Source organism: Endozoicomonas sp., from assembly GCF_051008435.1.
Taxonomy (GTDB): domain Bacteria; phylum Pseudomonadota; class Gammaproteobacteria; order Pseudomonadales; family Endozoicomonadaceae; genus Endozoicomonas_A.
Genome location: NZ_JBPCXO010000208.1, coordinates 1 through 26123, shown reverse-complemented (window position 1 = coordinate 26123; position 26123 = coordinate 1). Strand labels below are relative to the sequence as shown.

Below are 26123 nucleotides of genomic sequence, written 5' to 3'. Positions count from 1 at the left end.
AGGTCTTGGCCTGGGCGTCACGACGCAACAATATCGAGAGCCAGATGGAGTGGAGATTTACAACAGAAGATGCCCGGATAAAGCTGACGAAGCTTTACCCGACGATTAATTTGGAATGATGTACTAGTAGCAACTTGAAATCCAATAGGTATAGACTCCAGAACCAGGTAGAAGTAGCCTCAGGCCTGAATCCATATCGACTCATCAGTGGGCGTAGTTAGCCAGTGTTTCCAGCAACCTTCTCTGGGCATTTCTACGACGCTGGCCTCTTTTTGGCTTGTTCTGAAGATAATGACCATCGCTTTGTAGCTGCCAGCTGCGGGTATTGTCGGACAGATACAGCTCAAGCTCTTTCTTCACACGCGCTGCATGTTTTGGCTCTTCAATCGGGAAGCAGGTTTCAACCCGCATATCCAAGTTACGAACCATGCCGTCGGCACTGGAGCAGTAAACTCTGAAGTCACCATCGTTCTCAAAGTAGAAAACACGAGTGTGCTCAAGAAAACGACCCACAATAGAGCGGACCTGAATGTTTTCTGATAAGCTCGGAATTCCGGGACGCAGACAGCAGATACCCCGGATGATCAGGTGCACTTCGACCCCCGCCTGGGATGCTCGATAGAGCGCCTTGATCAGGTGGCTTTCAGTCAGTGAGTTCACTTTGATAATCACACGGGCCGGCTTACCTTCTTTGGCGTTGACCGCTTCCTGATTGATCAGTTCAATAAGGCTTTTCTTCAGTGTGAAGGGGGCATGGAAAAGCTTGCGCACCCTGACAGCCTTACCCATACCGGTCAGCTGCTGGAAGATTTTGCGAACATCGTTGGTAATGTCCTTGTCACAGGTCAGTAAGCTGTAGTCGGTATAGAGTCTGGCGTTACCAGCGTGGTAGTTACCAGTACCAAGATGTGCGTATCGTTGAATCTTTTTACCTTCCCGGCGAACAATAAGAATCAGTTTGGCGTGGGTTTTATAAGCAACCACTCCATACACGACAACGGCTCCAGCTTCCTGAAGCCTTCTTGCCAGTGCCATGTTTTCTTCTTCGTCAAAACGGGCTCGAATCTCCACAATAACAGTGACTTCTTTACCCTTTCTTGCCGCTTCTACCAAAGCATCGACCATTTCAGAGCGAGCGCCGGTACGGTAAAGGGTCTGGCGGATAGCCAGAACATTCGGGTCGGTAGCGGCCTGACGCAACATGTCCACAACGGGCGTGAATGACTCGAAAGGGTGATGCAATAGCATATCGGACTTGCGAATGGCATCCAGCACATTCAACGAACGAGTACTCCGGGTTTGCAATGCCTTTGGGTAGCCTGGCGTAAAGCTTGGGAAAGTCAGATGTTCTAATTCCGGTGACACCTCATTGCACACAGACATCATACGGGTCAGGTTGACCGGACCATCGACACGGTAGAGCTCATCGTCTGTCAGGCCAAACTCTTTCAGAAGAAAATCCACCAGAGGCTTGGGACAATTCTCCACCACCTCCAGGCGTACTGCTTCACCGTAGCGGCGGGACAGTAGTTCACCCTGCAGAGCTTTGGCCAGATCTTCTACTTCGTCTTCAAGATCCAGGTCGCTGTTTCGGGTCAGTCTGAACTGGTAACAGCCCTTAATCGTCATACCCGGGAACAGATCCTGCATATGCAGGTGGATGATAGACGACAGGAAAACATAATTTTTACCGCCCTTGTCACAGACCTCATCAGGCAATTCAACTACTCTGGGTAAGGATCTGGGAGCAGGGATAATGGCCATACCGGTTTCACGGCCAAAGGCATCTTTGCCTTCCATCGCCACTATGAAGCAGAGCAGCTTGTTAGCCAGCCTCGGGAATGGGTGTGCCGGATCCAGTCCAATAGGGCTGATGATGGGCATGACTTCGTTATAAAAGAAACGTTTGATCCAGGCTTTCTGTTTGTCGTTGAGCTGGTTGCGACGAATAAATCGAATGCCCTGCTTGGCCATACGGGGTAATAGCTTGTCGTTCAGTATCTCATATTGCAGCTGAACGCTTTCTTTGGCCTGGTTGCTGATTTCTTTCAGGACTGCTTTAGGGCCCAATCCATCGAGTCCGACCTGCTCACGGGCAAACTCAACCTGTTGCATCAGTCCGGCTACACGGATTTCAAAAAACTCATCCATGTTTGAGCTGTATATCAACAGGAAGCGGAGACGTTCAATCAGAGGGTGATCGTCGTTCAATGCCTGTTCAAGAACACGACGGTTGAACTGCAGGTGGCTCAGCTCCCTGTTGATGTAGTATTCCGGGTTGCTGAGGTCTGTGATGCGAGGCACCGGAGCAACTGGCTCCAGACTCTCTTTGGCTCTGCTTTGAGTTTCGGGGAGTTCCCGGTCTTGTGAATTATCCATGGGACCTCTTACTACATCGGTAGTGGCGACAGACAGTAGCCAGATTGACAGCGGATTGTTGTTGTTTAGCGATTGTACGCTGTTTTGGTGGCTGAGTTGAGTAACAAACCTTAGGATCTCTTGGAAATTGACGGGGATTGATCAATAGCTTCAAAAATCAAAAGAATGTTAATTGCTTTAAGCTGGCACGAGGTATTTTACAAAGTGATGTGACAGCTTGATGACAATCAAGCACTTATTATGCCAGAGCTACCAGGTACTGCAGCTTATTGGATCGTACCTGGCGCTCTGAGTTCCCCGAATCATTACAATCCGGTTATTGTTTCATCAGGCGAGCTGCTTCTTTGGCATAGTAGGTCAGAATGGCGTCAGCTCCAGCCCGTTTAAAACAGAGCAGTGACTCCATCATGATGGCGTCCCGATCCAGCCAGCCGTTAGCAATGGCCGCCTGATGCATGGCGTATTCACCGCTGACCTGATAAACAAAGGTCGGTGCCTTGAACTCATCCTTAGCTCTTCTGACCACATCCAGGTAAGGCATGCCAGGCTTCACCATGATCATATCTGCGCCTTCATTCAGGTCAGCTGCTATTTCATGGAGAGCTTCATCAATATTGGCAACATCCATCTGGAAGTTATGTTTGTTGCTCTTGCCCAGGTTACCGGCAGAGCCCACTGCATCCCGAAAGGGGCCATAATAGCTGGAAGCGTATTTGGCAGAATAAGCAAGAATTCGGGTGTTCAGATGACCGGTTTCTTCCAGTCGGGTACGAATTGCGGAAATTCGGCCATCCATCATGTCAGAAGGTGCCACGATGTCGGCCCCAGCTTCGGCATGAGAAAGGGCTTGTTTAACCAGTACGTCCACCGTTGGGTCATTAACGACATAACCTGTTTCATCAATCAGGCCATCCAGACCATGACGGGTGAACGGGTCCAGAGCTACATCGGTAATAATGCCCAGCTCAGGCAGTTTTTGTTTTAATTCTCGAACGGCGCGCTGAACCAGTCCTTCCGGATTCCAGGCTTCGGCCGCATCATCAGACTTTTTCTCGGCAGGTGTGACCGGAAACAGGGCGATGGCAGGAATACCCAGTTCCAGAAGTTCCTCACCTTCGCGAATCAGCTCATCGACAGTCATTCGTTCTATGCCAGGCATGGAAGGAATGGCTTCCCGATGATTATTGCCTTCAAGAATGAATACGGGGTAGATCAGATCGTCCGGGCTGAGGCGGTTTTCCCGCATCAGGCGACGGGAAAAATCGTCAAAACGCATCCGTCTTGGGCGGCTGGCTGGGAAAGGTCGCTGGATCATGTTCGTACTCTGAAGATGACTGTTAAAAAGTTTGTTTTCGTCCGTCAATCCCCAATGTGGCCTGATCTGTCAGAGGGGCGGATCCTTTGGAAGCGAATGTCCCGCTTATGACGTTTGAAACCAAATGGGTGTGGCTAACGTAAAGTCTGACAGGCATTATACGAAAAAGACTCGATTTAAGTAGTCTGCAAGCTCTCCCGGCAGAATGTTGTACAACGGTTCTGGAGGCTCCAGGCGAAGGGCAATCTATGAATAAAAGTAAAATTATCCTGCTGGTTGCTGTTGTAGCTGCCATTGCTGCATTCTTCTCGCTGGATGCACAGCAGTATCTGACGCGTGATTATTTTCAATCGCTTTACAGCGATAACCCGGCACTGACTATTGCAGTGTTTTTTGCCATCTATATTGCTGTGACGGGGCTTTCGTTACCTGGCGCAGCCTTATTGACCGTAGTGGGTGGGGCTATTTTTGGGCTGACAACAGGCCTGATTGTGATTTCTTTTGCCAGCACCATTGGAGCTACTCTGGCTTTCCTTATTTCCAGAACACTGTTGAGGGATTGGGTTCAGAACAAGTTTGGCAACTATCTTGAAACCATCAATAACGGTATTGAGAAAGACGGGCTTTTCTACCTTCTGACCCTGCGATTGATTCCTGCAGTGCCTTTCTTCGTGATAAACCTCGTGATGGGTCTGACTCCCATGAAGGCCCGTGCTTTTTACTGGGTCAGTCAGCTTGGCATGCTGCCGGGGACGGCTGTTTTTGTGAATGCAGGCGCTCAACTGGCCCAGGTTCAGGAGTTATCGGTGAGTGGCATTCTGACGCCGGGACTCATCGGATCATTTGTGTTGTTGGGGATTTTCCCCTGGCTTGCCCGTAAGGGTGTTGCTTTGGTTAAGAAGCCTCCAGTTAGTGAAGAAAAGGGGGGGGAGTAAGTCATGTTTGGTCATTCAGGTCTTTACAAGGGCTTCAGAAAACCCCGTAAGTTCGATAATAACCTGACCGTGATTGGTGCCGGTTCTGCCGGTCTGGTGAGCAGTTATATTGCTGCTGCGGTCAAGGCTCAGGTGACTTTGATCGAAAAGCACAGAATGGGTGGCGACTGTCTCAATACTGGCTGTGTTCCCAGTAAGGCTTTGATTCGTTCTGCCAAGGTAGCTCACTACATGAAGCGGGCTAATGAGTTCGGTTTGGAAAATGTTCAGGCCGATGTGAACTTTACGGCGGTGATGGAGCGTGTTCAGTCTGTCATCAAGCAAGTTGAACCTCATGATTCCGTTGAGCGTTATACCGATCTGGGAGTGAACTGTGTGACGGGTGCAGCCAAGCTGGTCAGCCCGTGGGAAATTGAAGTTGACGGTAAGCGGATTTCCAGCCGAAACATCATCATAGCCAGTGGTGGCAGACCTTTTGTACCCCCTTTGCCGGGCATTGATCAGATTACCCATTACACGTCAGATACCATTTGGGACATTCGCGAGAAGCCTGAAAGACTGCTGGTGATCGGAGGCGGCCCTATCGGTTGTGAATTGACTCAGGCTTTCGCTCGACTGGGTGTGAATGTTACCCAGCTGGATCATGGTCCCCGTTTGTTGCATCGCGAAGATCCGGATGTTTCTGTTGAAGTGATGTCTCAGTTTCGCAAAGACGGTGTTGATCTCAGGTTAAAGCATGAAACCCGATCTTTTCACAGAGAAGGCAGCAGGCAATGGTTGGTAGCGGAACATAACGGTCAAACCGTTGAAATTGATTTTGATGCGGTACTGTTTGCGACAGGTAGAAAAGCCAACACCGGCAGTTTGGGGCTTGAAGCGCTTGGGATAGAAACCACAGAGCGCGGAACGATAGCGGTTAATGAATATCTGCAGACAAGATTCCCGAATATTTATGCCTGCGGTGATGTAGCTGGGCCTTATCAGTTCACTCATGCAGCGGCCCATCAAGCCTGGTATGCCTCTGTGAATGCTTTATTCGGGCGCTTCAAAAAGTTCAAAGTGGACTACTCGGTGATGCCCTGGTGCACATTTACTGATCCTGAAGTGGCCAGAGTCGGTCTCAACGAAACCGAAGCGAAAGAGCAGGGTATTCCCTATGAATTAACCCGTTACGGTATAGACGATCTGGACAGAGCTATTGCTGATGAAGAAGCCAAAGGATTTATCAAAGTTCTGACCAAGCCGGGTAGCGATAAAATCTTAGGGTGCACCATTGTTGGCTACCATGCAGGCGAGCTGATCACCGAGTACATTACTGCCATGAAGCACGGTCTGGGAATGAACAAGATTCTCGGCACCATTCATATTTATCCAACCCTCAGTGAGTCCAACAAATACGCTGCAGGTGAATGGAAGCGGGCGCATGCCCCGGAAGGCTTACTGAAGTGGGTTAAAAAATATCATGACTGGATGAGAGGCTAATCAGATCAGGCCCTGACTGTACTAGATTTACAGTAAAGGGCCTCTTCATTGGGGCCTGTTTACAGGGAAGTCAGGAGCCAGATGCCCCAACCCAGCATTTCACAGGCAGGGATATACCCTACCCTCCCCAAGACCTCAGGATCGGATTCAGCTCCTGTTACCCAGCAAGAGGCTGAAAATCCTGGCCGTCTTAATCGTGACTCTCTAACCCGTATTGATCCCAAGATTAATCTGAACAGTGGCAGTCTTGAACCTTCCAGACTCTCAGGCAGCAGCTTGTCTGATCACGACATTCAGGTGGTTTCTCCCGAAGATGTTGAGAAAAAGCTGCCCTCTGAACCTTCCCGTGAAGAACGACTTTTTGCCAAAGCCAGCGATGTCAGGGAAAGAATCTCTTTAGAAGGTTCTAAATCAAGACCCAGGGTTGATCGAAACAGTAAAGACGCCCTGTCAGCAGCCCTGAAGGATGCCAACACATCATTAAAAGAAGCCAGAAAGCTTCAGTCCGAAGCACACAGCCTGGCTAAACAGGGAACGCTGGAGGAGAACCTGCTCGATGCCGGTCTGGGTGGCAAGAGAATGACCACTGCAGAAAGACATGCGAGCTGGGCCGCCGGGGAGTCAGATCAGCTGGTCAGTACACGAAAGCAGGAAGTGAAAGACCTGGAGCTGGCTCAAAAGGATCTGAAAACCGAAAAAAAGAAAGCTGCAAAGGCTGATAAGAAAGCACATCAGGCATTGGAACGCCTGCAAAAAGATGCGTCGTCTCTGGGCAAGTCGGTGCCCAAAATTCGCAGTAAGGTTGTGGCAGCAAAAGATCAGTCCAGCAAAAGGTTGGGAGAAGAGCTCAAATCTATGGAAAGGGCGTTGAAAAAAGCCAATGCTCTAACTACCCATGGTCAGAAATTACTGGTCGCTGCAGATGAAAAGCAGATGAAACATGGCATTGATACATCGCCTGTAAGATCTGTGGTTCAGCATCATGTATCAGAAGCTAAAACCGAAGCGGCTCGACTGGAAGTCGAAGTTGCCTCGCTGAAGCAAAAAGTAAAATCAGCTCGCAAATCAGAAACAGAAGGCAGGAAAGCCCAGAAAGAAATTGATAAAAATATAAAGCAGCAGGAAAGAGCAGAAAGGCAGTCTTCCCGGAAAAAGACTCGATCTTCCGAAAAAACGACCATTAGGGACGAAGCACCCCAAAAGGATGTAAAGCCAAAGGCTGAAAAAAAGCAGACCGAAGCTTCCGAACCCTTAGTGAAAAAGACTAAAGCAACGAAAAAGACCAAAGTCAGCCAGTCGGGACTGCGGCCTTTGAATCCCTCCAATACTCAGATGAGGGCATTTTTGAAAGGGATAACGCCCCATAAAGGTATGAGCGTTCAGGCATTGGAAAAGTCCATAGGCCATGTGCGAAGGCCTAATGATTACCGACAGGCATTGGCCGATATAGGCGCCTCGGGTCTGGATGTGAATGAAAAAGTCAGGCTCAGGTCCAACCTCAGTGCTGCCCTGCTAGGGGCGATGAAAGATTCTGAACAATTCAAGTACTTCGATCCTGAGTTTATTGAGCATATTATGTTTGGCAATAGTATGGTGGATATACAGCGGCAATATCCCGAGTCCGTCAGAAAAGATATAGAAAAAACCGAAAAAGAGGCAGCGAGGAAATAATAGTACTCATGGAATCTGACAATCTGGAGCAGCTCCAGCAGCGAGTCACTGAGGCAGAAGCCTTCGAAACTTCAATTCTGAGAAACCTGGAAGAAATCCAACACAGGGTAGGAGAGTGTTCAGAGCGGTTGACCCGACTCAATGGTCAGATGGCGTTACTGGAATCCAGTCATGAAGCGGATGAAGAGCTGGCAAAGAAAATGGATGCTCTAAAAACTGAGCTGGATAATGCCGAAGCGATTTATCGAGAACAGACAGCCCAAGAATCCAGATTACAGAAAATGGAGTTAGACGCCATCAACCATCTCAAGGTTGCCAGAAATGAGCTGAAGATTGCTCAACTCAAATCCGGCTCCTGAGTAAACCCTCAAAGCTCTTCTACTGGTTTCTTGGAGGGAGGGGGTGTTATAGGCAGCTCATTGGTAATGTTAATGGCTGCATCACTGCAATCCCAGGTCCATGACTCGTGAGCACTGAGCTGGACGTCTGCTTCCATACTCATTCCCTTGTTGAATTTGAACTCCCTGATAATCCAGCCAGGATTGCCCCCTGAATCATCTCCCGGAGTAATTCTGAGGCTTTCTGAGCGAACCACATAGGTAGGACTGGTTTTGTCATCAAAGGTCATCCTGATCACATGAGAGTTATTCAGGCTGGTGGCTACGTCCCTGATATGGCCATGCTGGCGTGTTGACAGGGTTTTTGCAGGGACTTTGTTTTCTGCCGTGGGAGTGCTGGGATCAAGTCGCATCATACATTTGCCCAGATCGACGGTACCATACAAGCCAATACCCTGATTAAACACCGCTTCTACAGACGTAGTTGCTTCATCTGCATATTCTGCATAACTGAGCGGACATAGGCTGATAAACAGACTCGAAACTGCAACAAGGGAAGCCCTGCGACACAAGTCGTTTGGTTGTAGCGGATTCATGATGATGTTCTCAATGAGGATTTCGACAGGTTGCGACAGCAACAAGAAAACTATAGGCAGTGTTCAGGTATCTTCCCATTGAATTAATAGCTCGATCCGTTATGGAGCAGGCGTTATTTGGCTATAAGAAAAATTAATTCATATTTATTAAGAAGTTAGGTTGAGAGGCGTGCAACCTGAATCAGTTTCAGATTGCACTATGATGATTTCTATCAGGATTCTATGGCGGCAGTGGTAGGCTCAGAAGTATTTGAGAACCTGCGTAAACAGGTTAGAGATACAGCCGTCAGCATGACCAGTCCCACCCATACTATTGAAGCCACTGGCATCAATGTTGTCGTTACTGCCAGGGCTATGGCAGTGATGCCAAAACGCAGGCATTCAAGCTTCATGGCCTGATTCGGTTTTTCCATAACCGAGCCGTTCATGACCAGATTGATACCCAGAACGACAATCCATAAGGTATCAAACCAGGTTGGCGTAGTATGGTATACAGCCATAAGGGCAGTTGTTCCAATTATCAGCAGGAAGAATTGCACACCCACATAGATCTGCCGGAATCGTGAAAGTGCAGGATCAAAGTTTTGATAGCCATGGATATCGGGCATTTTCATCGGGGCTGCGACATCAGCGGGCCGATAACCTGTTTTCCTGAACCAGAGGGTAAATTTGTCTTTCCAGCTTTTAGTGGCTTTGGCGTCTTTCCACATATCGCTGTATAGGTGCAGGTTAGCCCAGAAAGGGTTCCAACTTCGAAGTGGCTTCAGGGTGCCATAACGAATCGCTTCATAGTTCTCGTCTTCTTCCTGGAAAGTCCCGAAGAATCTATCCCAGATAATGAAAACGCCCCCGTAATTCTTGTCCAGATACTTACGGTTTTTGGCATGGTGTACCCGATGGTTGGAAGGGGTAACAAAGAAATTCTCGTACCATCCCAGCTTATGAATATGACGGGTATGTACCCAGAACTGATACAGCAGGTTGATCAGTCCAACGGTGAAGAATACCAGGGGCGGAATTCCAATGACGGCCATGGGTATATAGAACAACCAGCCCAATATAAAGCGCGAGCTGGTTTGTCTCAGGGCCGTCGTGAGATTGTATTCTTCACTTTGATGGTGCACGGCATGAGCCGCCCAGAGTATGTTAATTTCATGGCCCATACGATGCGTCCAGTAGTAGCAAAAGTCATAGAAGACAAAAGCGACCAGCCAGACCCAGAGGTCAGAACTATTAAACTCGATCAGGGCAACCAGTGAAAAAATTCCGGTGTAGATAGTGACTTCAACGATCTTGAGGATAATGCCACTGGTGATGCTCATCATACCGGCACTAAGGCTGTTGATGGCGTCATTCAGACGGTAGTAGTCTTTCTTCCTGATAATGGTCGCCACGATTTCGATGGCAATCATCACCATAAAGACCGGGATGGCGTAAACGATTGTGTCCACAGGTGCAGTCCATTGGCAGCTAATTGCTGCTTATTGTTGTTATTTTCTTCTTCCTGGAGAATTTTCTCCGGAATATAATGTCAGTGCACCTGCTGTTTTATCACAATGTCTGAAAGATTGCCTGATCAGACGGCTTAACTTTCTTCCCGATTTAGCTTATGCAGAGGCCTTCTTTCTGGGAATGCCCAGTCTCTGTCGCCTCTCCCAGAGTGTTTTACGACTGATACCCAGCTTTTGTGCCAGTTCGGTTTCGGTCATCTGATCCTGATGTTCAAGCACGAAGCGTTGGAAGTAGTCTTCCAGTGACAGTCCGTCCTGAGTTTCAACCACGTTATCACTGCCTGCATTGCTGGTGTCAGACCTGAACAGAGTGGATTTTACATGAACATCCAGATCCAGAGTCTCGGGTGTAATGATGTCATCGTCACAGAGAATCACTGAGCGTTCAATGGCATGTTCCAGCTCACGAACGTTGCCTGGCCATTGATGCTGACAAATGGCTGCCATCGCTTCCGGAGAGTAGGAATAAACTTCCAGCTCCATTTTGTTGCAGACTTTTTTCAGCAGTTTTTCAGCCAGCATCAGTACATCGTTGCCTCGCTCACGCAAAGCAGGGATACGAAGCTCAACCACTTTGAGTCGATAGTAAAGGTCTTCCCGGAACTCACCACTGGCAGAGAGCTGGCGAAGGTTTCGGTGGGTAGCCGCAATCAGTCGTACGTCTACTTTCTGGGACTGTACCGAGCCGACTCGTCTGATTTCATCTTCCTGAAGTACTCTCAGAAGACGAGCCTGGGCTTCCAGAGGCAGCTCGCCAATCTCATCAAGAAACAAAGTGCCGCCATTGGCTGCTTCAATCAAACCTGTCCTGGCCGCAGTCGCACCGGTGAAGGAGCCTTTTTCATGGCCAAAGAGTTCTGATTCAATCAGAGTTTCAGGAATGGCTGCACAGTTGACAGAAATCATCGGGCCGTTGGCGCGACGACTGTTCTCATGGATAGCCTGAGCCACCAGTTCCTTACCTGTACCCGATTCACCCTGAATCAGAACAGTGGCATCGGTGGGCGCCACTTTGCGGATGCGCTTGAACAGCAGTTTCATGGCATCGCACTGCCCCAGAATACCGCTGTATCCTGAATCTGCGTCGCAGATCACGTCTTCTGATGATTTATCAGGAGTGGCTGGTTTACGCGCCATAATTGCTGCGACACGTTCCAGCATTTCAGAGTGGTCAAAGGGTTTGGCAATATAATCAACCGCCCCCATTTTCATGGTGCTGACGGCCGAGTTCAGGCTGGCATAACTGGTCATGATCAGAACCGGTATACCTTCGGCCAGGTTGATCATCTCGGTGCCCGGTGAACCAGGCAAGCGCAAGTCACTGATGATCAGATCAAATTCTTTCAGAGTGTATGACAGCTCAGCTTCGTGGACGGAACCTGCTTCGCTGACGGTATAGTCATTTCTTTCCAGCAGCCTTCTCAGAGAAGCACGAATAATCTCTTCGTCTTCCACAATGAGAATATTACCCTGGTTCATACGGTTTCCCCCTCCTGCTCCCATGAATCATGGGGCTGATAAGTCATATAACCATGCTGCTGCCTGATGCTCTTAGGCTCATGACGCGGCAGGGAAATTTCAAAGCGTGTACCTTTTTCAAGATTTTTATCGGTTGGACTGATGACCTTGATGGTACCAAAGTGTTCTTCAATGATATTCCAGGTCAGTGCCAGGCCAAGGCCTGTTCCTTTGCCGGCCTCTTTGGTGGTAAAGAAGGGTTCAAATAGACGTTCCTGGATACTGGCAGGAATGCCATGACCCTGATCTTCTACTTCGATTTTGACGGTATGAGCAGTAGCTGATGTTCTGATGGTGATCGTGCTTTTCTCATCAGAAGCATCCACTGCGTTGTTCAGCAGGTTGATAAAGACCTGTTGCAGTTTCTGTTGATCACCCGTCACTTTGTGTTCTGGATCACACAAGTTAAGAAAGCTGATATTGCTGCTCTTTCGTCCAAGTTGCAACAGGCTGATGGACTCCTGAACCCCGCTGAAGAGATCAACGGGCTCATGACTGCTCGCTTCAGAGCGGTTCTTGCCGTTGTGAGAATAACTCATCAGCATTTGTAGAATTTTGGAAACTCGCTTGGTCTGCTCCAGTACCTGCCCTGCCACTTCCTGGGTGTCATTTTCTTCAGACAGAGCCTTCAGTTCCTGAGCCAGACAGTCAATTGCTGTGACCGGGTTGCCGATCTCATGGGCGACGCCTGCCGCCAACTGGCCTATGGAAGCCAGACGTTCACTGTGGAACAACTGATCTTCCAGCATCTGGTTTTCGGTGTGGTCTTCCAGCAGCATAACCTTGTTGCCACTGGTGCCTGATACAGGGGCTTCAAGGTTGGCTCTGTGAAGGTTGAAATAACGCAGCTGCCCATTAATTTCTATACCATGTTTGGGCAGGTGTTCACTGTCTATCTGGGCAAAGTTGCTGAGAATTTTATTCCAGGGAGCGGCAATCTGGTTGAGAGGGCTGCCCAGAACATCTTTGGCTGAAATATCGGTCATCTGACTCATAGCCTGATTCCAGAGCATGATGTCTCCTGCTGCATCGACTGAACATAGCGCCATCGGCAGGTTGTTCAGGGTGTCACGATGATATCGCCTTAGATCATCCAGCTCCCCGGCCAGACCACTGAGTCGGCTGCGGTAGGCTTCCAGCCGGGATTCCATGAAATGAATATCCTGGGTAACATAACCCTTGTTTTCATCCCAGGGCAAAAAGGTGTCAACGATATCGTGGGCTACGGTTGGTCCCATCAGGCCTGAAAGGTTCTTCTCAATACGTTCCCTTAGACGGCGAAGGGCGTGGGGGCGGTTCTCGTCTTCTCTCATGTTGAGATCGCTGAGCGCTCTAGAGACTTCCTTATGAGCGACCAGTCCTCCCAAAGGTTTGCTCAACATTTCATGAAAGTCATAAGTAGACTTGGCTTCAGGCACTTTCTGTTCATTGTGACTGCTACTTTCCACTTGGCAGGCACTGGCGGCTGAGCGTTCTTCGGAGGACATACTGGTGAAGCTCGAGACCAGATAGATCAGCACTGCATTGACGGTCAGTGAAGTCATGCCAAGCAGGTGCCACTGTTGATAAAGATAGTTCGAAACTTCATCCATGGCTGAACTGTAAAGGCTGAAATCCACCATCTGAGGCAGCATCATGGTGAAGAACCAGATGGCTGTACCGGCAACCAGACCGGAAATAAAACCTTTATGGTTGGCTTTGGGCCAGTACAGCACACAAAGTGCGCCCGGTAGAAGTTGCAAGGCTCCGACGTAAGCTATAACGCCAAGGTTATAAAGAGCATGCTGGGCTTCGAGCATACGGTAAAAGCCGTAGGAGCCCAGAATCAGAGCCAGGATGAGGCATCGTTTAAACCAGGCCAGCCAGCGATAAATATTCACCTCAACCTGAATGTGAGGTGGATAATAAGGCAGCACTATATGGTTCATGATCATTGAGGACAGGGCCAGGGTGGTGACAATCGTCAGGCCACTGGCTGCAGCCAGACCTCCAATATAGGCAACAATGGTTAGCCAGGGCATACCCAGTGCCTGACCTATGAACAGCGGGAAGTAATCAGCTGCCACAGGACTGTCCAGTTTGATGCCAGCCCAGAGAATCAGCAAGGTCGGCAAACTGAGCACCAGCAAAAACAGAGGCAGCGCCCAGCTGGCAATATGAAGGGAACGTTGGCTGCGGTTCTCGGCAAAGGTCATATGGAACATGTGCGGCATAACAATGGCTGAGGCAAAAAACATCAGCAGCATGCTGCGCCAGGGACCATCCTCAAGCGGTGTTTGCATCTTGACCAGAGTGTCCTGATGGACAGCAAGCCAGGCTTCCACGCCATCGAGACCATTGAACACTTCAAAAAGAATCACCAGTCCCAGAGTCATCATCACCAATAGTTTGACCAGTGATTCAACGGCAATGGCCATGACCAGCCCTTGATGACGATCTCGGGTGGACAAGTGTCGGGTTCCGAAAAGAGCCGCAAACAGGGTCACCATAATGCAAAAGACAATGGCTAGCTTTTCCGGAGAGTACTCCTTGCTGATCAGGTGAATACTGTCGGATACCGCTTGAATCTGCAGAGAAAGCAAGGGCATGGTGGCGGTCAGCATCAATACGGTCGCCAGGGTTCCGGCTACCGGACTTCGAAACCGGAAGGCAAAAAGATCTGCAAGAGAGCTGAGTTGGTAAGTTCGGGTGATTCTCAGAATAGGATGGAGTAAAACCGGAGCCAGTAGAAAAGCCCCACTCACGCCAAAATAAAAAGCAAGAAAGACATAGCCATGCTCGCTGGCAATGCCCAGACTGCCAAAGTAGGCCCAGCTGGAAGCATAGACACCCAGAGACAGAACGTAGACCGCAGGATGTTGCGTAATTCGTTTGGGGATCAGGCCTTTTTCAGTGGCCCACGCGCAAAGAAATAAGGCCAGCAAGTAAGCGACACTGACCAGAAGGAGTTCTTCGAGTTCAAAACTCATCCGACTTCCCCCTGGGTTGAAGCAGAAAGCCAGCCAGAATCACGATAAACCAGAGAATCCAGGGTTGGTACCAGCTATCTCCGGTCGTAATCCACCATCCCATAATGGCAGGAGAGAAAAGATAAATGCTGATAACCAGGAGTAGAACCAGACGATAGATGTACATGAAACTTCAGTACGAGTTTGATATCGGACTGTCCATGTTAACCAGTGTTGGGGTAAACCGCAAAAGGGAGAGTGTATGTCGAGTTGCTGTTGTGAATAATCATTCACCACTCGGCAGGTAGCAAACTATTTATTTCTCTTTGGGTGGATAGTTTGAGCAATTCTCAGCGAAATTCATCAAATGCTCACAATCTGTATTAATATGTAATATTAATTAATACAGGAGCGTCTTGATGAGTAGGAATACTTCGGTGACCTTAGGTCATCATTTTGAACAGTTTGTGACAGAACAAATCAAGGAGGGCAGATACCAGTCAGTCAGTGAAGTTATCAGGGCTGGATTACGAAAGTTGGAAGAAGATGAAGTCAAACTTGAGGCTTTGAGGCGAGAACTGGAAGAGGGTGAAAATAGTCAGGTTGTTGAAGACTTTAGTTCAGATAGTCTGCTTGCTGAACTTCACGAGAAGCACCAGTGACCGGTCAATACAAGATAAGGAAAAAGGCGAAAGAGGATCTGCTGAAAATCCGAAAGCAGGGCAAGCCAGATATGAGATTAAGTCCGGATATTTCTGCATACCCATTGGCTCACACCTGATTTTCTATATTCTTACAGAACAACAACCTGACATTATCAGTGTCGTACATCAAAAATCAGATATTGCTCATTAGATAGGCTGATTAATTCTGACGGACTTCTGCTATCAAACACTCGGTGGGTTGTAAGTGACCCAGTAAACCATGTTACCGGGACAGTCTTCGCCCAGTATGTCGTTCATCAATTCATTGGCCTTCAGATCACCCATCTTTTTGATCCAGGCGCTGTCGTCCAGTTTTTCTTCCAGAAACCAGCTGGGCAAGGCATTGATGCGCTTATCGTAGTAAGCCAGAGGGAATTTCAGATCTCTTGGTAAACGGGTACGCTTGATACTCAGGGCTGCGTCGCAACGAACCACCAGACTTTCTGCCACCTGTCTTCTTTTGCGAACATAGTTTCCGGCTTCCCGGCGATACTTGTCTTCGTAGGGGCCCATGAGCTCTTCGTATCGATTGTCGGTGCAGTGATCGAAGGCTCGACTGACTTCGTCATTCTGATAACCCATGATCTTGCAGGCTTCTTTGACCCGCTCACGAAACTCACGGCTGATTTGCAAATACCAGGGGGCGTGAGGGCCAAGAATGTCCTGAGCTTCCTGATTGGCAACGAAGAAAAGATTTTCGTCGGGGGTAAAGCAGAGAGCCGCATCCTGGGAATTTACGGCATCAATTTTAGTCAGATCGGGTTCTTTGCCGACGGCACTTTCCCGTTCGAAGCGGGCTTTCTGGCAAAATTCAGAGTCGGTAATATCAACAGCGGCTCCCGGCATGGGAGTCACTTCCTTGGGCGAAAGCGCCAGAGTATGAGGAATGAATGCCCATAGCGAAAGAGAACACACTGCAGCAGCAGGCAGCCACCGACGCACAACCCTGTTGATAACGGACATATCCACTCCCTAGACACATCTTTCTCGACAATCGTAGAGGCCATTTCAGCCTCTTATTACTTTATATATAACACTCCCTACCTTCAGGATAAAGCCGCCAGCGGCACAGAAGGTCTTTTTGCGACTTTTTCTATCTGCCAATGGGCTATGCCCCATCGAAGAATATCGGAAACACTACTGCTTGCCAGTGCTTTGTCCGGGTTTTGTCCCAAAGCCTGTAGCGCTTTAAATAATTGTTGTTCCGGCTGATCAAGAGGAATCTCGGGCGCATGATTCTGCTTGCTCAGCTTGTCGCCATTTTCCAGTGTGATAACGGGGACATGAGCATAGGTGGGAGTTGTGGTGTTGAGCAGTGACAACAAATAGATCTGCCAGGGAGTGGCATTCAAAAGGTCATAACCTCTGACGACATGGGTAATACCCTGGTACGCATCGTCTGCACAAACAGCAAGCTGGTAAGCAAACAGACCGTCTTTGCGTTGAATAATAAAGTCACCCAGATCGGGTAGGGCATATTGGATTGAACCCTGGATCAGGTCCTGAAATTCAATGATCTTTTCCGGGCATCTAACTCTCAAAGAGTGTTGAGTCTTTGTGTTGTCAGACTTGTCCCTGCAGATTCCCGGATAAACACCGCCGTAACCTTGAAGATCTTTACGGGTACAGGTGCAGGGGTATATGAAGCCTTTGGCTTCCAGGTGATTGATAATTTGCCGGTAAGCTTCATGACGCTGGCTTTGGAAAAGCACCTGTTCATCCCAGTGCAAACCATAGGCTTCCAGCGACTTCAGAATTTGATCGGCTGCGCCAGGCTGCTCTCTGGGAGGGTCAATGTCTTCCATACGAACCAGCCAAATTCCGTTTTTGGAACGAGCATCAAGATAGCTGCCCAGAGCGGCCACCAACGATCCAAAATGTAATGGACCAGAAGGGGAGGGCGCAAAGCGGCCAATATAGATTGGCTTTTTTCCGCTACGGGCATGTTCTTTATCAATGGGCATGTCTATGGTCATCAAGCCATAAGCAGATGAAACAGCCTTGAGCCGTTAAAACAGCCTTGAGCCGTTCAAACGAGTGATCGTCGACTTCTGCGACGCCCGATTTTCATGTGTGCAAAAACAGCAGAGCCGCGAGTTTGAAGGCGCGGCTCTGTTAAGAAGGCAGCTATAGCAGGGTATTATTGACCCAACTGCCTCTCCTTGATCTCAGCCAGGGTTTTGCAGTCAATGCAAAGAGTGGCTGTGGGGCGAGCTTCCAAACGACGGACGCCAATTTCCACACCGCAGGAGTCACAAAAACCGTAATCTTCTTCCTCGATACGAGTCAGAGTCTTGTCGATTTTTCTGATCAGCTTGCGTTCACGGTCACGGGTACGCAGCTCCAGGCTGAACTCTTCTTCCTGACTGGCTCGGTCAGCCGGGTCGGGGAAGTTTGCTGCTTCATCCTGCATATGGTTTACAGTGCGATCCACTTCTTCCATCAGCTCCTGCTTCCACTGCTTGAGGATGTTGATGAAATGTTCGACCTGCTTATCATTCATGTACTCTTCGCCTTCTTTCTCCACATACGGAGTGAAAGAACGAAGTAAGTTACCTTGATCGGCTTTTTTCTGTGCTGACATGATTACAGCCTCATCACCTTCTCATTAAATAGCCCGACATACTGCTTTACCAGGCTTTCCATCCGAATGCCGGATTTCTCCGACTTCCCTGAAAGCTGAGGTCAACACTACGGGTTGCCAATATCATCATACAATCTGGCCCCTATGCCTCTTGCCTTCCTCACAGAAGCGGTGAAACTACCAAAAGCTATGGCAATGCGCCATAAAAAATTGCTTCTGTCGCTGTCGACAAGTGATCACCCACTCATCACATAGTAATCACAAAATACTATTAGAGGAAACCGTCAACTGGCTATCATAGAATGCAATTTTAGAATATCAATGTTTGATTTAATGAAATATTCGTATGAAGTTTGAAAAAAATCTTCAATCAGCCCGCCTGATTCGACGTTACAAAAGGTTCATGGCCGATGTTGAGTTGGAGGATGGCAGCACCATTACGTTGCATTGTCCCAATACCGGTTCCATGAAAAATTGTCTCTATCCGGGCAAGCAAGTCTGGTATTTAGACTCTGGTAATCCCAAACGCAAGTATCCCTGTACTTGGGAACTGGCTGAGATACCTGTTATTTTTGGAACCGAGGAAAAAGTCACCCTGGCCGGATTGAATACCGGCAGAGCGAACAAGCTGGTGGAAGAATCATTGGTCCTGAAGCGAATTCCTGAGCTGGCTGAATACGATGAGGTTCGCAGAGAAGTCCCCTACGGTGAAGAAAAAAGCCGCATAGATTTTTTGCTGCAGCAGGAAGGCTTGCCGGATTGTTATGTTGAAGTGAAAAGTGTCACACTGGCAGTAGGTGATGGACTGGGTTTGTTTCCAGATTCTGTGACCACGAGAGGCACTAAGCACCTTAGGGAATTGATGGCCATGGTTGAGTCAGGTCACAGAGCTGTGTTGATTTTTTGTGTTCAGCACACAGGCATTGAGCGTGTAGCTCCGGCTCATGAGATTGATCCTAAGTACGGTGATGCCATAAAAGAAGCGGCGGCTGCAGGGGTTGAAATACTGGCGCTGGGTGCTGAAATTTCAACAGAAGAAATAACATTAACCCGGAATTTGCCCGTCCTTGAAATTGAGTGAATGTCCGATTAATCAGTCATAGGGCAACAGGTATGAGCCGAAAATGCGGCTAAACCTGAGCGATGAAAATAGATACTAAGCCTGGTCGTTTTATTTTCACAGCAAACAGTAAGGAGAGCCGTCAGGACCATCCATGAAACCTGATGAACTGCTGGGTAAGGATACCTGGTCAGCACTACAGACAGGGGCTGAACTGTTTGGAGTGTCTGATAGACAATTTAAAACCCGCAAGTCTGGCTGGTTAGGCTGGCTGCTCAGAATTGTCAGCCCGACCAACTGGTTTCGTTCAGGGTCAGGCCGAAAAAATGTGGTGAAACTGATTCATCTTCGGGTGGTTGAACAGTGCAAAGATGAACGTTTGGCTTCTCTGAAAATGGCGGCCGCCGGTATGGTGCGTATCAAGTCTGTCGCTTTAGGGGGAGAGCTGGTCACCACGCCCACCCGAACGCTGGACCGACAGTGCGTTGCTCGATTCTTTGATTTAAACAATACCCCGGCTGAGTTAATTCAGAAGATTCCTGATCGAGCTACTCGAAATACACTGAGAAAACTCTACTTCCCTGAAGTGCTGGCCAGCGATATGGAGAAGCTGGGGCAGATTACAAAAGCAGAGAGCTCTGATCCGGAAACAAAAATACGGAAGCCTCTGAAAAAGCTTTTTGGTGATTCACTGTATCAGGCACTTGAGAGCCTGACGGTGGAACCTGAATTGAGCCAGTCTGTAAGGAGAATAAGAAGCTCAGGCCCTTTTCCTATTAACGCCCATCAAGCGGTTCAGCACAGCATGGATCAGTTGTTGATACGGCTTCACCTGGCCAGGCATGGAAAGGTATCGGTTGAAGAGCTTAATTTCTCATTCCAGTACTTCCTGCAAACACTGAAACGCTACCCATCTGTTCGCACCGGCCTTGCCAGTGAGTTTCTGAGAAAAACGGATAATGGCACTGTATTTCTGGAGCTGGTGAAAACGTTCAGGGAGTCGGGGCTCCAGCTAAAGCCCTCCGAACTTCCACAAACGGCAAGAATGCGGCAATTATCCAGAGACAGTTATCGGTCTGATCTGGAAAACCCGGAACAATCGCCAGGCCTGCAGAATCTGGGCAACAAGTGTTATTACAACTCTATGATCAAACTGCTGTCTCACCAGTTTTCCATGGCAGACCTGGAGGCGATGGATACCAGAGCTCGTCCTGTTGGAAAAGAAGAAGTGAAGGACAGTGCAAGCTTATTGAATCAGAGACAGGAACTTTATACCTCCCTGATTACCCTGCTGCGTTCAATCAAGTTGTCTCGAGCGGATTTTGTCCCAGCCAGTGAAGTGAATGAAATTAACCAACTGTTTATCGAGCAGCTGGGTCGATGCCGACAGGATCGGCTGATCAGCCCTTTGTTCTTGGGGGCTACCCAGGAAGATGCCCATGAGTTTACCCAAGTGGTTAATAAGATTCTCACACCTATGCTCAACCCCAGACTGTCCTATAGCAATCAGGTTAGAAAAGTTTTGACGCTGGGTGAAAAACGTTATGAAGGAGTCGTCGGTAAGAGCAGGGAAAATGTCATTTTTGCAGAAGTGCAGGAAGGAGGTAATGCTCATTTCCGTGAATGTCTGAAGCTGCAACCTGAAGAACGAAGTTATTTTTGGGAGCCGGGAGATGAGAAGGATGTAGGGCTAAAAGCAGAAGATATTCTGTCTCATCACAAAGGCAATGCGAGACAGATGAAGGAAAGGTTGGAAGCGTTCAAGATTGAAGTGGGAAGAGGGTACGATCCTGGCTTTGCAGCGGAAGTTCAGTCAATGGTGTTTAATGCTGAGACTGGCTATTTTGAGCGCAATCAGACACTGGATGAAGAAGGTAAACCCAAAAGAGTCATTCTGCCGCCCTGGGTTAAAACCACCTTTGAGCCTGTCTATGAGGCATTTGGACGGTCACTTGAAACGGTGATGATGATGCCCAAGATTTTCAAGCATGGTGAGCGGGGCGGAAGAAAGCTGGTTCGTGAAGGAAAAGTTTTTTTCGAAAGTTGTCTGGAAGGTCTGGAAGTTCCTGTTTCCACTCCTGTTTCCATACAGGGGCGTCGTACGAACACAATGAGTATGGAAGTGGCGGGTATCAGTTGTCATCAGGGCGGGTGGTATGGTGGTCACTATGTTTACATTGAAAAAACGCCCCGTGGCTGGCTGCTTCACAATGATTCTCAAGTCAGGCCGATAGGCGATGATCAGGCCTTGAAACACTATCTCGGCAACAGTTTTACGCCCTATGTCTATCACCTCAAAAGAAAGACTCACCCAACCCCTTCGGTATTGAATTCTCTGAGACGCTAAAACCGTCTACCGCTTTTCTTTCTGCATGACGGTTCGGATAGGGTTCGAAATAAGGTCTATCTTATAAGCCGGAACGATTTCGAATTGCTGAGAGTCAGCTTTCGGATAGCGCTTATTAAAATGTTATGGAACCTTTCAATGCTCAGAACCGCAGTAGTCGGGACGGGATATCTGGGGAAATTTCACGCCCACAAATATGCCATGTTACCAGAGTGCCAGCTGGTGGGGGTGGCTGATATTAATGAAGACAGTGGTCGTGTTGTTGCCAGTGAATGCGGAACAGAATTTTTTGCTGACTATCAACAACTGGTTGGCAAGGTGGATGCCGTCAGTATTGCTGTCCCCACATTTCTTCATCATCAGGTTTCAAGAGACTTTCTTAAGGCCGGTGTTCATGTCCTGGTAGAAAAGCCCATTACCACTAGCCTGGACGAAGCCAATGAGCTGGTTCAGTTAGCCCGGGAGCAGGAGCTGGTTCTGCAAGTGGGTTGCCTGGAGCGTTTCAATGAAGCGCTTTCTGGCGTTGGCCCGTTGCTGAATGAGCCTCGTTTTATCGAATCTCATCGTCTGGCAGGATTCAAGCCGCGCTCCATGGATATCAATGTGGTTATGGATCTTATGATCCACGATCTGGACATTATTTTGAGCCTGGTCAATAAGCCATTGGTGGATGTGGTGGCCAATGGAACAGCTGTATTGTCCGATTCGGTGGATATTGCACAGGCTCGACTGACGTTCAGTGGAGGCTGTGTGGCGAATATTACCGCCAGCAGAATTAGTCAGAAATATAAGCGAAAAATGCATATCTTTCAGAAAAAGTCATGCATCTGCATCGATTTTCAATCTTTGAACATGTCGCATTTTTACAAGGGCGCAGGTGAGATGTTCCCGGGCATTCCCAATATTGAGTGTGACGCGCTGAGTTATAAAGACAGTGATTCACTGCGCAGGGAAATAGAAGATTTCCTCAACTGTGTCCGTCATTCAAGAACACCCAGAGTCAGTGGTGAGGACGGACACCGGGCTTTGGAGTTAGCCACACGGATTTCCAGCATTATTGAGGGAGATGTCCAGTGAGCTCGGTGCCAATGATTCCTATGGTGGATACGCTCGCCTGGCATAAGCCTATTCAAAAGGAACTCAGGCTGGCGGCCACTCGTGTGCTGGACTCAGGTCGCTATCTTATGGGGGAGGAAGTCACTGCATTTGAGCAGGAAGTGGGTGAGTTTCTTCAGGCAAAAGAGACGGTGAGTTGTGCCAATGGTACGGATGCCTTGATCCTGGCGCTCTCAGCAGCAGGTTTAGGGCCTGGCGATGAAGTGATTACCACGCCTTTTACGTTTTTTGCCACAGCAGAATCTGTAGTCCGTATTGGGGCTACTCCGGTGTTTGTTGATATAGAACCGGAGACGTTTAATATTGATCCGATTCGAATTCAGGATGCCATCACTGAAAGAACCAAGGCAGTGCTGGTGGTGCATCTGTTTGGCCTGCCCGCCCGTATTCAGGAAATTCAGCTGTTATGTGAAGAACGTTCTCTACTGTTGATTGAAGATTGTGCTCAGTCTTTTGGAGCTTCTGTTAATGGCAGAATGACGGGAACACTGGGTGATTTGGGTTGTTTTAGTTTTTTTCCCAGCAAAAATCTCGGTGGATTTGGAGACGGGGGTCTGGTCACTGCAAAAACTGAATCCATGGCGGAACAGTTGAGAGTTTTGAGAAATCACGGCAGTAGAGTGCAATACCAACATGAATGCATTGGATACAACAGCAGGTTGGATGAAATGCAGGCGGCCCTGCTCAGGGTAAAGCTCAGGCACATTGCACACTATAACGAAGAGCGGAAAAAGATAGCAGAATGCTATCGATCCAGTTTGCAGGGTGCAGATATATTAATGCCTGCAGGGCTGGAACATGTCTATCACCAGTTTACCCTGCAGACTGATCAGCGAGATCAACTAAAAGCTCACCTGGCCAACCAGGGAGTCTCCTCAGCCGTTTATTATCCTATGCCGTTGCATCTGCAACCGGTTTTTAAAAATCTGCCAATGACACAGGATCTGTTTGTTGCCGAGCAAATTGCTCAGCGTTGCCTTTCTCTGCCTATTTTTCCGGGTATGAAGGAAGCACAGGTGAATCGTGTGGCCAAGTCTGTCTCTGACTTCTTCTCAGAAACGGTAGAAGAACCTGCTTACTGGCTTACCGGCGCTCTTTCCTGAGTGCCAGCTTCACTGCCTGGAGCCAGCATGGGTGCTCTGTCTGGTTTTTTTATCCAAACGTAGTCGTATTGCTTATCCATTTTCATCACGGAACTCATCAGCTGATTCCTGTCTTCCATAGAGGTGATCATTAATACAGATTTGATCTGTGATCCAGGTTGAGACTTTTTGATATAGGGGACGACACCCAGATCTTTTCGTGCATGAAAAGCCCGGGTGACCAGAATAGTATTTTGCTTCAGGGCCAATAACATTCGGGCCATAAAATAGTCCTGTAGCTGCTGAGCGGCTAAAAGATAGCCTTCCAGTTCAGGATTCTTTTGTTCTTCTGACGGGTGCGAAGCGTTCAAAATTCCCTTCAGCATGCTGGTTTGAGAAGGGTCAAGAACATCTTTAATTTCATGATTTAACCATTCCCTGGCAGCAGGATCTTTAAGGGATTTAATTCGATCTCTGGGGATCGCTGCAGCCACCAGTGGGATATCCGTCTGCTCAACCCATTCAATGATGGGTTTGTAGCCACTGATCAGATGAGGAGCCTGCTTTTCCAACTGTTCCAGATAAGTGTTTTCTTCTGAATTGAGCTTGGGTTGAAGCACATCAAGTGCTACAACCTGTAACCACTGATTGTCTTTGAGGTTCTGCAGTAATCTCAGAAATTCGTCATTGAGCTGGGGGCTCAGCTGCATTTCACCGACCACAATATAATCGGCTGCCTTGAGACTGGAAACCATTGATGGCTCTTCTACCCATTGATCCTGTCGGGTATCCCAGATGGAAAGCCCGGTTTCGGGAACCTTGGGAGCTGTGACACAGCCAGAAAGAACAAGGTATAGCCCAACAGCTATCAGGGCAGGAATGATGTTTCGACTCATCATGAAGGCATATGGCTCTCTATTACAGTGAACTATCTTCCATTGCCAGAGTGATGGAAGGTGGCTTCTATCTCTCATGGCGGCTTGCTGTGAGTGGGTTTCGGCTCATGCAAACCAGTAACACAGCTTATTTGCATCTTTTTATAAAGTAGTCGATCAATGACAGCCTACAACACTCGTCATACTGGATTGACGGGCGGGTCATCAGGTCTATGCTCATTGCTCCTCCAACAGAGAGGCATATCAATGAAGCATCTGGACTGTGTGGTAATGGCAATGACCCTTTTCTCTTCTCAGATGAGCTATTCAGCATCGTTTTATGAGCAGCTTGAGGCTGTTCAGTTGGGTGATGCTCATTTTGATGCGCAGGGACGAGTGGAAACGGCGGGCGATATTGATCAGAAGGTTGTCTGTTTGCGTCCTATGCGTAAAGGTCTGCCGAATATCAGTGCCGAGAATGTTGGGGAGCAGGTGAGGGTTCACCTTTATGGGCATGGAGGCAGTGGCTGGACATTGCTTTGGGGCAGTGTAGACAGGGCCATGGCATTGTTTGAAGAAAAGGCCAAAGAGCATAAACTCAACGAACATGTCCCCATTACTGTTATTGGGGCTGGCTGTATGGGCAAAGTGGTAGCCTTATCGCTCTATCATGCCGGTTACCGGAATATTCGCATTGTTGCTGAACAAGACGACAGCATTGCCTCTTTGAATTCTACGGGCTATCTGGCCATGGTGTCTCTGGCCACAGAAAATGAGTCGGAGAAAAAGCAGGCCGAGCAATTGGCCATTGATACACTGAAGGGCTATAAGAAGGTTGAACAGGGAACGCACCCGATCATCAATGAAGGGGTTCACCTGGTTGATGTCTACAGCGGTCTGGGAAAAGAAGGTGAAGAGGGACCTCTGGAAACCTATACCGGCATTGAGCCTTATGCGGAGGCCGGGTTGTTGCCCAAGCCAGAGAATGGGGTTGTGAAGTTTTCAACCGGGGTGAGTTACCCTATGCGGAAATTCCAGACTTATTTTATGGACACCTCTGTTTTGATGGAGGCCTTTGATCGTGAACTCAAGACCCGAAATATTCCTGTTATACATGAGACCGTAGGCAGTCTGGATGATATTAAAACCTATGTCGTATTTAATTGTTCAGGGCTTGGAGCTGCCAAGCTGAATCATGACGACAAGGTGTATCCGAATATGGGGCTTCTGCTGGAGCTGGCTCATCAGCCATTGAAGAAACTCGATTACATCATCTACACGCGTTATCAGCCACCCGGTGCTCCTAAGCGAATCGGCCCCATGGATAAAGCCGATGTTTATTTTATGCCCCGACGAGGTGGCTTATTAGGAGCTACTTTTATCGACCACAATGATGGTTCTGATAAAGCGTTAAATGAAGAGTTATTCTCAAAAATACTCAGGGAAAACAAACAGTTCTTTGGTTACCCGCAGAATTGATCATAAAAAGTTGCTGATGCAGTCAGAGATCAGCCTGACTGCATCAGAGATTGCCTGTTATCGGTTGAGCGTAAAACCCCGTACTTTGAGTGCGGGGATGTAAGCTCGTCGGCGATAGCCGACTAATGCGGTGTTCTCTGCTGCTGAACGTACTGTTTGATGACTTCTATAGGAGCGCCACCG

At 48.5% G+C, this 26123-nt stretch carries 18 protein-coding genes and 3 pseudogenes; 9 read left to right on the top strand and 12 right to left on the bottom strand.

All coding sequences use genetic code 11. From position 1 onward, the window contains the following. Positions 1–204: 204 nt before the first annotated feature. A complete protein-coding gene (ppk1, locus tag ACR2PX_RS10760) occupies positions 205–2379 on the bottom strand; it encodes a polyphosphate kinase 1 (protein ID WP_433999353.1) in 2175 nt (724 codons plus the stop codon). Between the two features lie 316 nt (positions 2380–2695). Continuing rightward, on the bottom strand, positions 2696–3694 hold the full coding sequence (gene hemB, locus ACR2PX_RS10755; protein WP_433999352.1) for a porphobilinogen synthase: 999 nt from the start codon (positions 3692–3694) through the stop codon (positions 2696–2698). A 248-nt stretch (positions 3695–3942) separates the two neighbouring features. On the opposite strand from hemB, the pseudogene ACR2PX_RS10750 reads away from it, so the two are divergent. The 3 genes and pseudogenes from ACR2PX_RS10750 to ACR2PX_RS10740 all read left to right on the top strand — a co-directional run bounded on the left by ACR2PX_RS10750 (position 3943) and on the right by ACR2PX_RS10740 (position 8141). Further along, positions 3943–6111: pseudogene (locus tag ACR2PX_RS10750) on the top strand (FAD-dependent oxidoreductase). Between the two features lie 81 nt (positions 6112–6192). Further along, positions 6193–7782 carry a hypothetical protein gene (locus tag ACR2PX_RS10745; RefSeq protein ID WP_433999351.1) on the top strand — a complete coding sequence of 530 codons (1590 nt, stop codon included), beginning with the start codon at positions 6193–6195 and terminating at the stop codon, positions 7780–7782. 8 nt (positions 7783–7790) lie between these two features. Further along, on the top strand, positions 7791–8141 hold the full coding sequence (locus ACR2PX_RS10740) for a hypothetical protein (RefSeq protein WP_433999350.1): 351 nt from the start codon (positions 7791–7793) through the stop codon (positions 8139–8141). Between the two features lie 8 nt (positions 8142–8149). Here ACR2PX_RS10740 and ACR2PX_RS10735 read toward each other — a convergent pair whose 3' ends face one another. The 6 genes and pseudogenes from ACR2PX_RS10735 to ACR2PX_RS10710 form a co-directional block, all read right to left on the bottom strand. Further along, positions 8150–8716, bottom strand: a complete 567-nt coding sequence (locus ACR2PX_RS10735; protein WP_433999349.1) for a hypothetical protein — start codon at positions 8714–8716, stop codon at positions 8150–8152. A gap of 212 nt (positions 8717–8928) precedes the next feature. Then, positions 8929–10167, bottom strand: a complete 1239-nt coding sequence (locus ACR2PX_RS10730; protein ID WP_433999348.1) for a sterol desaturase family protein — start codon at positions 10165–10167, stop codon at positions 8929–8931. 156 nt (positions 10168–10323) lie between these two features. Beyond that, positions 10324–11253 (bottom strand): annotated as a pseudogene (locus ACR2PX_RS10725) (sigma-54 interaction domain-containing protein); the annotation flags it as partial. A 180-nt stretch (positions 11254–11433) separates the two neighbouring features. Further along, positions 11434–11706 (bottom strand): annotated as a pseudogene (locus ACR2PX_RS10720) (response regulator); the annotation flags it as partial. Continuing rightward, positions 11703–14714: an ATP-binding protein gene (locus tag ACR2PX_RS10715; RefSeq protein WP_433999347.1), complete on the bottom strand. Its 3012-nt coding sequence runs from the start codon at positions 14712–14714 to the stop codon at positions 11703–11705. The pseudogene ACR2PX_RS10720 and the gene ACR2PX_RS10715, both read right to left, overlap by 4 nt. Continuing rightward, positions 14704–14880: a hypothetical protein gene (locus tag ACR2PX_RS10710; protein ID WP_172806705.1), complete on the bottom strand. Its 177-nt coding sequence runs from the start codon at positions 14878–14880 to the stop codon at positions 14704–14706. Before ACR2PX_RS10710 ends, ACR2PX_RS10715 begins: the two co-directional genes overlap by 11 nt. A 232-nt stretch (positions 14881–15112) precedes the next feature. On the opposite strand from ACR2PX_RS10710, the gene ACR2PX_RS10705 reads away from it, so the two are divergent. Continuing rightward, entirely contained in the window at positions 15113–15355 is a 243-nt protein-coding gene (locus ACR2PX_RS10705) for a type II toxin-antitoxin system ParD family antitoxin (protein ID WP_433999346.1), read from the top strand. 225 nt (positions 15356–15580) lie between these two features. Here the strand turns inward: ACR2PX_RS10705 and ACR2PX_RS10700 are convergent, their stop codons facing one another. From ACR2PX_RS10700 to dksA, 3 genes are all read right to left on the bottom strand, one after another. Continuing rightward, complete coding sequence (locus tag ACR2PX_RS10700) at positions 15581–16360, bottom strand: hypothetical protein (protein WP_433999345.1); 780 nt, start codon at positions 16358–16360, stop codon at positions 15581–15583. 83 nt (positions 16361–16443) lie between these two features. Further along, positions 16444–17361, bottom strand: coding sequence for a tRNA glutamyl-Q(34) synthetase GluQRS (gene gluQRS, locus ACR2PX_RS10695; protein WP_433999344.1), 918 nt, complete (start codon positions 17359–17361; stop codon positions 16444–16446). A 176-nt stretch (positions 17362–17537) separates the two neighbouring features. Continuing rightward, on the bottom strand, positions 17538–17981 hold the full coding sequence (gene dksA, locus ACR2PX_RS10690) for an RNA polymerase-binding protein DksA (protein ID WP_433999343.1): 444 nt from the start codon (positions 17979–17981) through the stop codon (positions 17538–17540). A gap of 346 nt (positions 17982–18327) precedes the next feature. Between dksA and sfsA the strand changes: the two genes are divergently transcribed. From sfsA to ACR2PX_RS10670, 4 genes are all read left to right on the top strand, one after another. Next, positions 18328–19062 (top strand): DNA/RNA nuclease SfsA, encoded by a 735-nt coding sequence (gene sfsA / locus ACR2PX_RS10685; RefSeq protein WP_433999342.1) that lies wholly within the window; start codon positions 18328–18330, stop codon positions 19060–19062. A 133-nt stretch (positions 19063–19195) separates the two neighbouring features. After that, entirely contained in the window at positions 19196–21388 is a 2193-nt protein-coding gene (locus ACR2PX_RS10680; RefSeq protein ID WP_433999341.1) for a hypothetical protein, read from the top strand. A gap of 138 nt (positions 21389–21526) precedes the next feature. Then, positions 21527–22465, top strand: a complete 939-nt coding sequence (locus ACR2PX_RS10675) for a Gfo/Idh/MocA family protein (RefSeq protein WP_433999340.1) — start codon at positions 21527–21529, stop codon at positions 22463–22465. Continuing rightward, complete coding sequence (locus ACR2PX_RS10670; protein WP_433999339.1) at positions 22462–23607, top strand: DegT/DnrJ/EryC1/StrS family aminotransferase; 1146 nt, start codon at positions 22462–22464, stop codon at positions 23605–23607. Before ACR2PX_RS10675 ends, ACR2PX_RS10670 begins: the two co-directional genes overlap by 4 nt. Here ACR2PX_RS10670 and ACR2PX_RS10665 read toward each other — a convergent pair. Continuing rightward, entirely contained in the window at positions 23580–24560 is a 981-nt protein-coding gene (locus tag ACR2PX_RS10665) for a ChaN family lipoprotein (RefSeq protein ID WP_433999338.1), read from the bottom strand. The two genes, ACR2PX_RS10670 and ACR2PX_RS10665, sit on opposite strands and share 28 nt — an antisense overlap. Before the next feature lie 168 nt (positions 24561–24728). Between ACR2PX_RS10665 and ACR2PX_RS10660 the strand changes: the two genes are divergently transcribed. Beyond that, complete coding sequence (locus ACR2PX_RS10660; protein ID WP_433999337.1) at positions 24729–25940, top strand: FAD-dependent oxidoreductase; 1212 nt, start codon at positions 24729–24731, stop codon at positions 25938–25940. Positions 25941–26123: the final 183 nt, after the last annotated feature.